Raw genomic sequence first — 13495 nt, 5'->3', positions numbered from 1 at the left:
GCACCTCACTTATCCTCAGGTCAAAATCTATCTATGCTCAATCTACTTAAACCGTAGTCACCATAATGATTGACAATTTGCGGCACAAACAACACAACGGTAAAACGACAAACCGTGAATAAGATCGGTTTGCCTACAAACAACCGCCTTCTTTACCTGTAATCCATCGGTTTGGAAGGCGGTACTTATGGAGTTATAAAGGGCATTGTTGTGCGCCCGTATTGCTTTCTAGTATATCATTACCCATTAAACTTAGCCATCGTCTGTTCAAATGTATGTTTGGTGCTGAATTCGATCGCATCACAAGTGGATTCGATCATCTGATCCAGCAGCTCTTTTTCCTTTTTGGGGAAATTGGACAGAACGTAATCCACAATCGCATGACCCGGTTCCGGGCGCGAGATCCCCATACGAATACGGTCAAACTCCTGTGTACCGGTATGCTGGATAATGGATTTGATGCCGTTATGACCGCCAGCGCTACCTTTGTAGCGTAGACGGATTTTGCCTGTTTCGGTATCCATATCATCGTAGACGACGATCAGATCCTCCAGCGGTATTTTGTAATAATCCATATGCGCGCGAATCGCTTCGCCAGATAGATTCATAAAGGTCATCGGTTTCATCAAAATTACTTTCACGCCACCGATATGACCTTCGCCAATCAGTGACTTGCTTTTACTCTGGCTGATGGAGATGCCGTGGCGATCCGCCAGCCGATCCAATGCCATAAAGCCGACATTGTGACGCGTCTTGGCGTATTCAGAGCCCGGATTTCCCAGACCAACAATCCATTTCATGATGTTCGGTTCCTCATTTCCACATAAATTACAGGTCTGCGGCAGTGAGCGGCAATTACGCCCTTCAACACGTACCGTATCGATGCAACGTCATTTGCATGTGCAGTGGCGTTTATTTTTTGCTAAAATTGGGTTACATTCAAGCAAGCAGATATGCCGCGGGCGATAAACGGCTTATCCCGATCTGTATTCCAGCACAAGGAGGACATCAGCATGTATACCTTCGGGCAGCAGCTGCTGAAAAATCGTCATTTCTATGATCATTTCCGGCAAGAGATGCCAGTACAGGTGTACAGGCATGGCATTCCTGTCGACATCGGGCTGATCACTGCTTATGATCACCAGTTTATCGAGATGAACCGTGTGCTGTATCACCGCCAGCGCCATACGTTTATTTCCAGACCCGGCTACTGACGGACAGATAGAAAATACGGCAGATATGCCGATAAGGGTTACTTGCCTCTGCTGGAGGAAGTAACCCTTTTCTGTTGTTGGCGGTATGACGAATCTATCGGCGAATCAATTATTCAATTTCAAACAGCTTGCTGATGGACAGTTCTTCGTGAACGCGGATGATCGCTTCACCCATCAGAGGAGCAACCGACAGCACTTTCAGCTTGCTGGTCGGGTTTGGATGCGTGATCGGAATCGTATCGGTCACGATCACTTCCTTGAGCGGAGAGTTTTCCAGACGATCCATCGCCGGGCCGGACAGTACAGGGTGCGTACAGCACGCGTATACTTCCTTCACGCCGCCTTCGATCAGAGCGTTGGCACCGAGTACGATGGTACCGGCAGTATCGATAATATCATCGACCAGAATCGCGGTTTTGCCTTCGATGTTACCGATAATATTCATAACTTCGCTGACGTTCGGTTCCGGACGGCGCTTATCGATAATTGCCAGCGGAGCGCTGAGCAAATCAGCCAGCTTACGCGCTCGAACCACACCACCATGGTCTGGAGAGACAACGACTGGATTCTCGATTTGTTTGGAACGGAAATATTGTGCCAGAATCGGCACGCCAAGCAGATGATCAACCGGAATATCAAAGAACCCTTGAATCTGCATTGCATGAAGATCCATTGCAATCACGCGATGAGCTCCTGCTTTTTCGATCAGATTGGCTACCAGCTTCGCCGTGATTGGATCACGGGAACGTGCTTTACGATCCTGACGAGCATAACCGTAGTATGGAATAACAACGTTGATACTTTTCGCAGATGCACGTTTCAGCGCATCGACCATAACGAGCAGCTCCATCAGATTGTCGTTGACCGGCGCACAGGTGGATTGAATTACATATACATGACAGCCCCGGACGCTCTCGGATAGCTTCACCTGAATCTCACCATCGCTAAAACTGGTCGTATGGGATTCGCCCATGGGAATACCGATATAATCGGCAATCTGCCCTGCCAGCTTCGGATTGGAGTTACAGGTGAAAATCTTTAATTTGGAATCACAATAAGTCATAATGGTTAAAACCCTCCGTGGTGGTTCATTGAAATGCTCATCAGCTTCTGTCTCTATATTAGCGTTGGCTATTTAAATAGATTTCGTTCCTATCATTCAACAAGCATTGTGCACTATATAGTATATAATAATTCGGCATGAAATAGTGGCATTTTGTTAGTAAAAGGGCAATTATTTGTTTTGTTCCTTGATTGCTTTCGCTTTGGCGCGAATTTTGTCGGCATATCCGGCTTTATTTTCCTGACGTGCACGTGCAATCGCCAGATCACTTTCGCCCACATCGCTCGTAATCGTGGAGCCAGCGACCACATAAGCGCCTTTGCCCACACGTACCGGTGCGATCAGGTTAGAGTTGCTGCCGATAAACACATCGTCTTCGATGATCGTTTTGAATTTGTTGTAGCCGTCATAGTTGGCAGTAATCGCGCCGCAACCGATATTTACACCGGAACCAACCTCTGCGTCGCCTACATAACTCAGATGCGGCACTTTGGAGCCGTGACCGATCTTCGCATTTTTCAATTCAACAAAATCACCGACTTTTACTTCGTCAGCCAGTTCAGTGCCTGGACGCAAGTATGCAAATGGACCGACATTCACGCGGTCGCCAACTTTCACTTCCGACGCTACCGATTGACGGATGATGGTGCCATTGCCTACGGTCGAATTCTCAATCTCGGTGTTTGGACCGATGGTGCAATCTTCGCCAATCATGGTATTGCCTTTCAAGATCGTACCCGGGTACAGAATCGTATCGGAACCGATCTCTACATCTGCACCGATATAGGTGGATGCTTTGTCGATAATCGTAACGCCGTTTAACATATGCTTTTTCGCCAGACGTTCGCGCATGAATTGCTCTGCATCTGACAACGCTACACGGTCATTGACGCCGATTGATTCAGAAAGGTCTTTCGTTTCGTAAGCCGCAATACGCTTGCACTGTTCACGCAAAATAGGAACACAATCGGTCAGATAAAACTCACCCTGCGCATTGTTGTTATCTACATTTTTGAGCGCAGCAAATAGCAGCTCGTTATCAAAGCAATACGTACCAGTATTGATCTCCTGTACTGCCAGCTCTTCCGCATTGCCGTCTTTTTGCTCAACGATCTTGAGTACGCCGCCATCTTCGCCGCGAATGATCCGTCCATAACCAGTCGGGTCTGGCATCGAAGCAGTCAAAATGCTGACAGCCGCGCCTTCCGCTTCGTGATGGGCAATCAGGTTTTCCAGCGTTTCCGGTGTAACCAGCGGTGTATCGCCGCAAATGACAATCGTAATCCCTTTTTCGCTACCGATCAGCGGCTCCGCCTGACTTACCGCATGTCCGGTTCCCAGCTGTTCGCTTTGCAGCGCATATTCCGCACGCTCGCCCAAGTAAGCTTTGACCGTTTCCGCACCATGCCCAACGATAACAACGCTGCGCTCGCAGTTGATTTGTTTAACTGCATCCAATACATGAGCAACCATTGGCTTACCGCATACCGGATGAAGTACCTTATACAACTTGGATTTCATACGCTTGCCTTTACCTGCCGCCAGTACCACTGCCAACCTTTTCAAAATAATGCCCCCTCGAAATGGATCTATAGATGATAAGTGAAAGCCGAAGCTTATACCATATTTAACCAGTTTTTAACTTCCGCAAAAAAACTCCATACTGAATATATCTTATTCCGGACAAAAAGAAAAGGGAGCCACGATTGTAGCTCCCGTGACTCCCTTTTCTTTCAAACCCCAATAAGTATAAAGGACTTGCTTATGCGCCTTCTTCGATAACTTCTTCTTCCAGACCGGCACGTTCGTATTCAGCCAGTACGGCCGACTGAATCTTCTCGCGTGTGCTTGAAGAAATAGGATGCGCGATATCGCGGAACTCGCCATCCGGTGTCCGTTTGCTCGGCATTGCAACGAACATCCCATTGTTGCCGTCAATCACGCGAATGTCGTGAACGACAAATTCGCTGTCGATTGTGATGGATGCGATGGCTTTCATGCGGCCTTCGGAATTCACCCGGCGGAGTCTTACATCCGTTATTTCCATGTGTGTTCACCACCTTTTTCCATAAAGACTTGGTTGTGTATTTCCACACATGGAAGTAAAATACCTTCTTTTTTCTGAAAATTAATTGTGTATTTTTTTAGCGGATTGCCGTTTTTTACCGTTTTCAGCCGATTGCACGCAATTCCATTGATAGAGATTCTCAACCACTGAATTTAAATTATAGGTGACACCAGTTATTTCTTTGCATTTTCAAAGTAATTGCCCGGCTGTACCATGATTTTCTTACTTTTTGCATCGACATCCGTCAATTTGGCAAGCGATACATAATCCGCCCATAACCGATCTTCCACATCGACTGCACCGGATTCCAGCAGCACACCTACGCCCGCAACCGTCGCATTGAATTCATCCAATAGATCGACCATACCTTGAATCGTTCCGCCCGCCTTCATAAAGTCATCAATAATGAGTACACGCGACTTTTCCTTGAGCGCCCGGCGAGACAGCGTCATCGTATGCAGACTCTTATGTGAGCCGGATACATAGTTGATGCTAACCGCAGAGCCTTCCGTCATCTGATGATCACGACGTACAAGTACAACTGGCAGATTGAGCTGGGTGCCTGTCGCGTGTGCAAGCGGAATCCCCTTCGTCTCGACCGTCATAATCACATCAATTGGTGTATCCGCAAACACAGAGGCAAAGATCTTGCCTACCTCATTCAATATCGCCGGTTGTCCTAGCAGATCAGACATGTAAATGTAATTCCCCGGCAGCAAGCGATCCGGCTGCTCCAATTGTCTGCACAAATTCTCCATGAATGATAGCGACTTCTCATGGGACAGACGCGGAATATATTTGACACCGCCAGCTGCACCAGCCAGCGTCTGCAATTCACCGATACCTTCTTCCTCGAATACCTCTTTAATAATAGTCAGATCTTCGCTGATCGATGATTTGGCCGCTCCGTAACGGTCAGCAAAGGTCGTCAGTGGAATGAGCGTATGCGGTCGTGAAGTCAGATACTGGGTCAGTTCGACCAGACGCGCGCTCCGTTTTAGTTTTTTCACTTGAACTCCTCACCATCTACGAAAATTTACATTTATACCCTTTTAACATCCCAAATCCGAATAATTAAAGTGAATATACCATTTTTGTACGTGTTTGTAAAAGAAAATCGCAATCTTTTTCAACAAGCCCAACAAAATGCCGGAGCTTTTTGAAAAAGATTGCGACCTGGATTGCTCAGGTTAACATGCGTACTGCGTATACTTCATTGCAAAATCCGCGCAACCCGTTATAAATACGAGCCACTTTGGATTCTCTGGACACCAGACCGAATACGGTAGGTCCGCTGCCTGACATCAGCACACCATCAGCACCCAGCTGAATCATCGTTTGCTTGAGCTGCTGTACTTCTGGATGATGAGATAGCGTCACATCCTCTAACACATTGCCCAGCTCGCTACAAATGTCGTCAAACGATTGCTGTTCAATCGCCTGCCGCATAGCCGCAGCCGAAGGATGCCGCTGTATTTGATCCGCCTTCAGACGCCCGTAGATGCCTGCTGTCGATACATTAATCGGCGGCTTCGCCAGAATGACCCAACAATCCGGCGGACTAGCTAGCGGCGTTAGAATCTCACCACGCCCGGTTGCCAGCACTGTACCGCCCGTGATGCAGAACGGCACATCCGAACCGATCGCCGCTCCCAGCTCCATCATCTCCTCATGAGAGATATTCAGATTCCAGAGTCGATCCAACCCGCGTAAGGCAGCTGCTGCATCGCTGCTACCGCCTGCCAATCCGGCTGCTACTGGAATCTTCTTGTCGATATGAATATGCACGCCTTGGCGAATGCCATAGCGCTCCTTGATCCGACTGGCTGCCTGATAGGCAAGGTTCTTATCATCCAGAGGGATATAACCAGCTTGACTGGATATTTTGATCACGTCTCCGGGTATATCGGTTATTGTGAGCCGGTCGGCAAGATCAACCATCGTCATGATCATCTCCACCTCGTGGTAACCGTCCGGGCGTTTATGCAGTACATCCAGCATCAGATTGATTTTTGCCGGCGCTTTTTCATATAACTTCATGAGGTTCCTCCACCTTCAACATTGCGTCCGTTCTATGTTCTATTGCATCTTATACCCATTCCAAGCTTCAAACGCTATTCTAGCGCACAAGATGACCAAAGGCTGTATACAGCCATGAATACTCCAATTATAGAAAAAATGAATGGCAAAGTCTATTCACAAAGCAAAACAGTCTCTACCCCCGCAGGAGATAAAGACTGCCTTATCATAAAACAGTTATTTAATTCCCAGCATACTGTACGTCTGAATGGGAATCATCTTCGCAGACCATAATCTCTACGGAATCCGTGAGGACGTCTGCATAGCTGTAAGACACTCGTTCAAAAGTTTGATGATCATCATCAAGCTTTACCGTAAAAACAGAAGGGTAGGTCTCTTCCAAAATTCCAGTACGTTCAATGGTCTTCTTACGACCACCGTGAGCGCGCAATGTGATTTTGTGCCCTACATGAGCATCAAGATTGCGTTTGATTTCGGTAAGCGCGTTGTTAGCCATGCCTACAACCACCTCTTTTCCTAATCCTTATTGTAACAAAAAGGAAGAGAAATGTCAATCAAATAATAAATTATGCAACACAAAATTTATTTTGTCAATGATTTTTTTAGCGAATGCCCGCTTGTATAAATACATGGCTCAATCGTGCGTATTCTTCTAGGCTGAGTGTCTCTCCGCGACGTACCGGATCAATGCCTGCTTCTTGCAGCAAACCGTCCAATTGTTCGCGATCGCCGCCATAACGCGTCTTCAGGTTATTGGAGATCGTTTTACGGCGCTGAACAAAGCTAGACTGTACCAGATCGAAGAAATGCTGCTCATCCTCCACCTGCACTGCTGGCTGCTCTCTCAGCTTCAAACGAATAACCGCCGACTCAACATTCGGCTGCGGGATAAATACCGTTTTGGGTACGATGCAGACCACTTCCGGAATGCAGTAATACTGAACAGCGATACTGAGACTACCGTAATCCTTGCCGCCCGGAGACGCTGCCATACGCTGTGCAACTTCCTTCTGGATCATAACGACGATATTATCCAGTGGCAGCTTCTCCTCCAGCAGCTTCATCAGAATCGGTGTGGTAACGTAGTAGGGCAGATTTGCCACTACGCTCACCTTATCCACCTCCGCAAAGTCCTCACGGAACAATTGCTGCAAGTCTACCTTGAGCACATCACCGTGACGTACATGCACATTGCCGTACTCCTGCAACGAATCTTTCAAAATCGGGATTAGGCGCTGATCAATCTCAACAGCCGTTACACGGCTTGCCTGACGTGCCAGACGCTCTGTGAGCGCACCGATACCAGGACCAATCTCCAGTGCACCACGCTCTGGTGTCAGATCAGCTGCATCGACGATTTTGTTCAGAATATTAGCATCAATCAGAAAGTTCTGACCAAGGCTCTTTTTAAATGAAAATCCGTGTTTATGAATAATCTCCTTCGTCCGTCCGGGCGTGGCGATATCGTGTCTATCAGTCATGGGATTGCTGTTCCTCCGCTTCAAGTTGTGAAAGTGCCGCTGCGAATTCCTCGCGGCTGATGCCAAATATGCGCAGTCGTTTATGAAACTGCTTGCCGTTGCCGTAACCAATACCGAGCAGATTGCCCATGATCATACGGCGTGCTGCCGCGTCAGGGCGCATGACCAGTCCAGTCATGATCAGGTCATCCCAGTCGATTAGCGTCTCCGCTTCTGGCATCTCGCTGTGCAGTCGGGATAAAGCTTCGCGAATCGCTTCTGGCGAGGCGTTCTCTACACCGATATCGCCCTTGAGCGTCGCTTCGCTCTCCGGTATAAACGCATGCTTGCAGCCGGGTACTTCGCGGGAGACGATCTTGCGAATCCGTTCCCCGGCATGATCCGGATCGGTCAAAATAATAACACCACGCCGCTCCTGTGCCAGTCTGACACGCTTGATCACCTGCGGACCAATGGCAGAGCCGCCCGTTTCAATCGTATCTGCATGTACGGCAAGCTTGATGGCTACGGTATCGTCCCGTCCTTCTACAACAATTACCTCTTTGATCACTTGATCTGACGCTTCCCTTCCGGGCCGTACTGGACAGGGCTGCTGCCCTCTGCATCCGTATAGTCGACCTTATCCATATTGTCCTCAGTATACCAAAATAACAAACAAAAAGAAGGGGAAGATTCCCCTTCTTCTGTTGATTCTATTCACGTTCATGGTTAATAACTATTATATCACAGATGAACTCTGTGCAGGCAGATAGCCAATCTCCAGTCCGCCGATTACGGTTTAACTGGACCAATCACATAGACGGTATAACCGGATTTGCGACCGAATGCTCTTGCCTGGCTCAGGCTGTCAATATATACGTCAATCTTATTGCCGTTAATGGCGCTACCTGTATCTTCTGCACGGCGGTAACCGATGCCTTCGATGTATACCCACCATCCCATTGGAATGACACTGGTATCGACAGCGATGGTACGTCCTTCCGTTACTCGCGTTCCGGAAGCAGTCGTCGTGCCAAGCCCTGGCTCCTGAGAGGAGTAGGCGGTCAGCGTAACATTGTTAATGACTTTGGCATAAGAGAAGTTTTTATCCGAACCGGCTGAAGAACTGGCAGCAAGCAGTTTTGGCTGCTCCTTTTTCGTTCCGACGGCTACAACTTTGTCCTGTACTTCGGACGTTGTTTTCTTATCGATCATGCGCTTGGAGACGAATTCTCCATCTTCATAGGTTTTTTCAACATACTGAATGACTTTCCCTTTTTGTCCATCTTGGACAAGTTTCGTTTTGCCTTCCAGCAGTGTGCTGTCTTGCTTTTTCACTACCTGATACGGAAGCTCCACAACCTGCTTCGCTACAAAGGAAGTCGTTCTAACCACTTTGATATCCATATCGTGTTGTACAGCTGTTTCGACCGTAGGGTTCAGCTTGTCCTCTTCACCGAGATCAACGCCTGCCTGGTCGAGTGTACTGCCTACTGTTTTCGCAGTCGTGTACACTTGTTTCGTTTTGCCGTCAGCCGTAATATTTACGGCAACCGCGTGATTCACGTATACTTTGTCCCCGTCTTGGATCGCTCCATTCATGGACATGGAAACTTTGTCCTGCGGCGCTACAGTAATGTTCTGTTCTGCCAGCAGATCGGCAACATTCAGTTTGCGTGTTTCCACGCTCTGGGCTTTGCCATCAACGATTACATAAATATTTTTGCCTGCCTGCATATACAGAAGCCAGAGTGCCATGGCAATAACCATAACGACTGCCAGCGAAGTGAATAGGGCAAAGCGTAGATTTTTTTGCTTCCAACGCAGCGCGTAAGACATGCTGGATGAGCGTGAACCATGGGTTTCTTTGAAAGGAGCAATTCCCACTTCTTCCGTCCTCCTTACATAGTCTCGCCGTCTTGCTGTATCTTAAAATGAGTTAAGACGCGACTATATCAGAATTTCCACAGGCGGTTATCATGTTTACGAATACCGGCGCATAATCGGTAATCGTCTCTTGGTGTATAATGTGCCTGCGCCATGGTCAGTCCAAGCGGCTTCCGTTCCCCCGACAGTGAACATCCGGGTCTTCTCATCTTGCCTTTTCCTTTTGCACAAAACAAAAAAGCCTTGGGAAAAGTGCAAGAGCAACTCTTCCTGGGCTTCCGACGACTGTACCATCTTGGAAACTTTTAGAAAATGAGAGGTTGCCTCTGCATCGCTTACGAGGTTAGCTGTCGGGTTCGGACATGATACTGCCTGTATATGTTGCCCTGTGAAACGTTCTCCGCTCATGGCGCAAGTAAATTTCAATTCACCCCAAAGACCCTGTAACAGGAATCATACAATCTGCCTTCCGATATTGCTGGTTGAAAGTGGATGAAGACAGCTGTTGGTTCCCCCGTTTTCCTATGTAGGAAACTCAGCGAGACCGAATCATGGAATCTCGTACATAAATAACAAGATTAAATCACTGATGAAATAATATCTCGAACCTAACCCCACTGTAAAGCAAGCCTCAACTCCGTTTTTCAGAAAAAGTGGTTAAAATCTTGTAATATTTGAGCATTTTTTAGTTAAAATTCATTCATATATCCGTCTAGCTCGTTTTTTCAGTGGTTTTTCTCCCTATTTCATCGTATACCAAATAATGCCAGTGCATTTTTCGTTGTGATTTCACTAATTTCTTCCAGAGATACGCCTTTTAGCTCGGCAGCTGCCTCTGCTACCAGACGCACATATCCTGAGTTATTTCTTTTACCACGATATGGATGTGGAGTCAAATAAGGGGAGTCCGTTTCCAGTAATAATCGATCCATCGGCACCTGTTTGAGCACCTCTTTGGGCTGCTTCGCATTTTTGAATGTAATCGGTCCACCGAATGACAAATGGAAGCCCATATCCAGACACATTTTGGCAGTTTCCCAGCTGCCGGAGAAGGAGTGCATAATGCCACCGACTTCGGATGCTTTTTCCTCGCGCAGAATACGAACGATGTCTTCATGTGCATCCCGATTATGGATGACGATCGGCATATGAATGTCGCGTGCAAGTCCAATTTGTTCACGCAGGACGCGGTGTTGCACATCTTTGGGCGATTTGTCCCAGTGATAATCGAGACCGATTTCGCCGATCGCAACCACCTTTTCATGACTGCATAAAGATGCAATCCATTCCAGATCGCCAGGCTGCATCGTGATCGCTTCCACCGGATGCCAACCAACCGCTGCATAAATAAAATCGTATTCCTCGACCAGTTTCATCGTTGTCGGAATCGTCTCCCGATCAAACCCCACATTGACCATGCGAGTGACACCAGAATCATAAGCATTTTGAATAATTTCTTGGCGATCCTTATCAAAATCTTTGGAATCCAAATGTGTATGTGTATCAAATAACATAGATATTCTCTCCTTTACTACCGTAATTCCGTTATTTTTCTTCTATACATATGTCGAGAGCACGCCATGCCAGCAGGCGTTTATCTGCATAATCTGTATACTCTTCAAATTTGCTAGATTTCGAATTCCATCTGTGCCGGACCCAATTTGTCTTCAAAAATATCCGCCACCGGTTTGGACAATTTGTGTTTTACCCTTTCCAACTTCTCCTGTGGGAAATACAGATGATACCGTCCACGATGAATCCCGCTAATAGAGCGTACAATGTCTGATACTTCGGAAATTTCCTGTACTTTATTTTGACGATTCAGCAGCAAAATTTGCTTTTCCTTTTTCGGGTCGCCTGGACGAAATACGTCATACGGCAAGTCGGTCGGAAAATCGATCTCCAGATCATATTGCGGATGCAGACCTGCTTCGGCAAATTCATTACGAATCTGATCAATCAGATCCATATCGATCAATTCGCTTTCTACATATTTATATAAACGGCGATCCATGAATCGAGTACATACATCCGCCAGAATTTCGTCCTTTTCAAGCGTCCACTGCATGAAGGTCGTCTGTACAAGCGCTTCGTCCAGTAACAGATATTCCTTCACATTCAGCGTGTTTTTGAACAGTGAAGGCAATGGATGTGGTAAAAATCCAAAGGTATATCCGTTATCAAATAACTCTTTGGCACGGTGGAAAATATGACGCAGCACAATATCGGAACTACGTGTGACTGGATGGAAGTAAACCTGCCAGTACATCTGATAACGTGACATCAAATAATCTTCAATCGCATGCATACCGGACTCTTTGACTACAACACGTCCCTGATGCGGACGCAGTACGCGAATGATGCGATCCATATCGATCGTGCCATAATTCACGCCGGTAAAATAAGCATCCCGCAACAAATAATCCATCCGGTCAGCATCCAGCGGACTGGAGACGAGATTAACGACAACTGCTTTGTCGTAATCTTTGCGAATGACCGCAGCCACTTTGTCCGAGAAGCCCGGTTCAGCATCTTCCAGCACCCGATGAATCTCTGTATCTTCTAATAGAATGCGACACGTCCATTCTTCGTGGTTCATATCAAAAGCTTCTTCTATAGAATGGGAAAACGGTCCATGTCCCAGATCATGCAGTAGCGCCGCACATAATGCGACCATCCGCTCTTCACGCGGCCAATCTTCATACCCGCTTCGTTCAAATTGCGAAATGATTCGACGCGTAATCTCATATACACCGAGTGAATGCGAGAACCGGCTATGTTCAGCTCCGTGAAAAGTCAGATACGACGTACCCAATTGTCGAATCCGACGTAGCCGCTGAAATTCCGGTGTATTGATTAATGTCCAGATGAGTCGATCCTGAACGTGGATATAATTGTGTACCGGGTCTTTGAATACCTTTTCTTCTTCTAAAGGCTCCATTGTTTTCATGCCAAATTCCTCCTTGAGCCAAACTTGATTCCAGTATTTTGAATCGTATAAAATAGAATTATGTCACTAATGTCGAACAGTGTCGTTATATGATTAAAATGTATTTCCAAATCGACAAAAGCTGTATATGTCTATATTATCGCAAAAAACAGCACTATTTTAAAAAAAATTTGCGATTTTACCCTAAAAAAGGCTTTTTTTTATAATTTCTATGTTGACTGATTTGGGAAACGTTGGTATTATAAATATCATAAAAGAAAGAAATTTGTCGAAACATGACACTTCAAATCATTACTGCTTGTTTAATAATTACTACCCGGCGCGAACCAGCAACAACAATGAAAGGCATTACCGATTCACTGTATTACTTCCATTCGTTTCACGGGAACAGCCATACGAAGCCTATTCGACAAGCGAATTTAAACGCAATTATAAAAAACAAAACACATTTGAGAGGATTGAATTATCATGATGAAATCAACAGGTATTGTAAGAAAAGTAGACGAACTGGGTCGCGTTGTTATTCCAATCGAACTGCGTCGCACACTGGGTATTGGCGAGAAAGACGCTCTGGAAATCTATGTTGACGGCGAACGCATTATGCTCAAAAAATACGAGCCAGCTTGTATCTTCTGTGGTAATGCTGAGAACGTAACATACTTCAAAGGCAAAATCGTTTGTAACGAATGCATCTCCGAAATTCCAGTTCCTGTGACAAAATAAATAGAATAGGTTATAATAAAGTCAGCATCATTCCATTTTATTAATTCTAACCTTTATATATCTCCTTGGACCTTTATCCGGCGACATGTT

The 13495-nt window shown here is 46.4% G+C and carries 15 protein-coding genes and 1 riboswitch; of the genes, 2 read left to right on the top strand and 13 right to left on the bottom strand.

Annotated elements, in window-relative coordinates; all coding sequences use genetic code 11:
* Window positions 1–239: 239 nt before the first annotated feature.
* The gene (gene pth, locus ACE3MZ_RS00180) at window positions 240–800 is read right to left on the bottom strand and encodes an aminoacyl-tRNA hydrolase (protein ID WP_411344574.1); all 561 of its coding nucleotides are present in this window, start codon (window positions 798–800) and stop codon (window positions 240–242) included.
* 213 nt (window positions 801–1013) lie between these two features.
* On the opposite strand from pth, the gene ACE3MZ_RS00175 reads away from it, so the two are divergent.
* On the top strand, window positions 1014–1214 hold the full coding sequence (locus tag ACE3MZ_RS00175) for a hypothetical protein (RefSeq protein WP_188778132.1): 201 nt from the start codon (window positions 1014–1016) through the stop codon (window positions 1212–1214).
* A gap of 109 nt (window positions 1215–1323) precedes the next feature.
* Here ACE3MZ_RS00175 and ACE3MZ_RS00170 read toward each other — a convergent pair whose 3' ends face one another.
* The 12 genes from ACE3MZ_RS00170 to ACE3MZ_RS00115 all read right to left on the bottom strand — a co-directional run bounded on the left by ACE3MZ_RS00170 (window position 1324) and on the right by ACE3MZ_RS00115 (window position 12682).
* Entirely contained in the window at window positions 1324–2277 is a 954-nt protein-coding gene (locus ACE3MZ_RS00170) for a ribose-phosphate diphosphokinase (RefSeq protein ID WP_188778134.1), read from the bottom strand.
* Between the two features lie 171 nt (window positions 2278–2448).
* Window positions 2449–3843, bottom strand: coding sequence for a bifunctional UDP-N-acetylglucosamine diphosphorylase/glucosamine-1-phosphate N-acetyltransferase GlmU (gene glmU, locus ACE3MZ_RS00165; RefSeq protein ID WP_411344573.1), 1395 nt, complete (start codon window positions 3841–3843; stop codon window positions 2449–2451).
* A gap of 196 nt (window positions 3844–4039) precedes the next feature.
* Entirely contained in the window at window positions 4040–4324 is a 285-nt protein-coding gene (gene spoVG / locus ACE3MZ_RS00160) for a septation regulator SpoVG (protein WP_188778136.1), read from the bottom strand.
* 194 nt (window positions 4325–4518) lie between these two features.
* Window positions 4519–5355: a pur operon repressor gene (purR, locus tag ACE3MZ_RS00155; RefSeq protein WP_411344572.1), complete on the bottom strand. Its 837-nt coding sequence runs from the start codon at window positions 5353–5355 to the stop codon at window positions 4519–4521.
* A 175-nt stretch (window positions 5356–5530) separates the two neighbouring features.
* Entirely contained in the window at window positions 5531–6385 is an 855-nt protein-coding gene (ispE, locus tag ACE3MZ_RS00150) for a 4-(cytidine 5'-diphospho)-2-C-methyl-D-erythritol kinase (protein WP_411344571.1), read from the bottom strand.
* A 220-nt stretch (window positions 6386–6605) separates the two neighbouring features.
* Window positions 6606–6881 (bottom strand): biofilm formation stimulator Veg, encoded by a 276-nt coding sequence (gene veg, locus ACE3MZ_RS00145; RefSeq protein ID WP_411344570.1) that lies wholly within the window; start codon window positions 6879–6881, stop codon window positions 6606–6608.
* Between the two features lie 106 nt (window positions 6882–6987).
* Window positions 6988–7866: a 16S rRNA (adenine(1518)-N(6)/adenine(1519)-N(6))-dimethyltransferase RsmA gene (rsmA, locus tag ACE3MZ_RS00140; RefSeq protein ID WP_411344569.1), complete on the bottom strand. Its 879-nt coding sequence runs from the start codon at window positions 7864–7866 to the stop codon at window positions 6988–6990.
* Window positions 7859–8416: a ribonuclease M5 gene (rnmV, locus tag ACE3MZ_RS00135; RefSeq protein ID WP_411344568.1), complete on the bottom strand. Its 558-nt coding sequence runs from the start codon at window positions 8414–8416 to the stop codon at window positions 7859–7861. The genes rsmA and rnmV overlap by 8 nt, the downstream gene beginning before the upstream one ends.
* Window positions 8417–8637: 221 nt before the next feature.
* A complete protein-coding gene (locus ACE3MZ_RS00130) occupies window positions 8638–9732 on the bottom strand; it encodes a ubiquitin-like domain-containing protein (protein WP_411344567.1) in 1095 nt (364 codons plus the stop codon).
* A gap of 68 nt (window positions 9733–9800) precedes the next feature.
* A complete protein-coding gene (locus tag ACE3MZ_RS00125; RefSeq protein ID WP_411344566.1) occupies window positions 9801–9941 on the bottom strand; it encodes a hypothetical protein in 141 nt (46 codons plus the stop codon).
* Between the two features lie 108 nt (window positions 9942–10049).
* A riboswitch (cyclic di-AMP (ydaO/yuaA leader) is annotated at window positions 10050–10283 on the bottom strand.
* Between the two features lie 195 nt (window positions 10284–10478).
* The gene (locus ACE3MZ_RS00120) at window positions 10479–11246 is read right to left on the bottom strand and encodes a TatD family hydrolase (RefSeq protein ID WP_411344565.1); all 768 of its coding nucleotides are present in this window, start codon (window positions 11244–11246) and stop codon (window positions 10479–10481) included.
* 113 nt (window positions 11247–11359) lie between these two features.
* A complete protein-coding gene (locus ACE3MZ_RS00115; protein ID WP_411344564.1) occupies window positions 11360–12682 on the bottom strand; it encodes an HD domain-containing protein in 1323 nt (440 codons plus the stop codon).
* Window positions 12683–13150: 468 nt separating this feature from the next.
* Between ACE3MZ_RS00115 and ACE3MZ_RS00110 the strand changes: the two genes are divergently transcribed.
* The gene (locus tag ACE3MZ_RS00110) at window positions 13151–13405 is read left to right on the top strand and encodes an AbrB/MazE/SpoVT family DNA-binding domain-containing protein (protein ID WP_017815545.1); all 255 of its coding nucleotides are present in this window, start codon (window positions 13151–13153) and stop codon (window positions 13403–13405) included.
* Window positions 13406–13495: the final 90 nt, after the last annotated feature.

This window comes from Paenibacillus sp. WLX1005, assembly GCF_046603685.1.
Taxonomy (GTDB): domain Bacteria; phylum Bacillota; class Bacilli; order Paenibacillales; family Paenibacillaceae; genus Saccharibacillus.
This window is presented reverse-complemented; position numbering and strand designations above follow the sequence as displayed.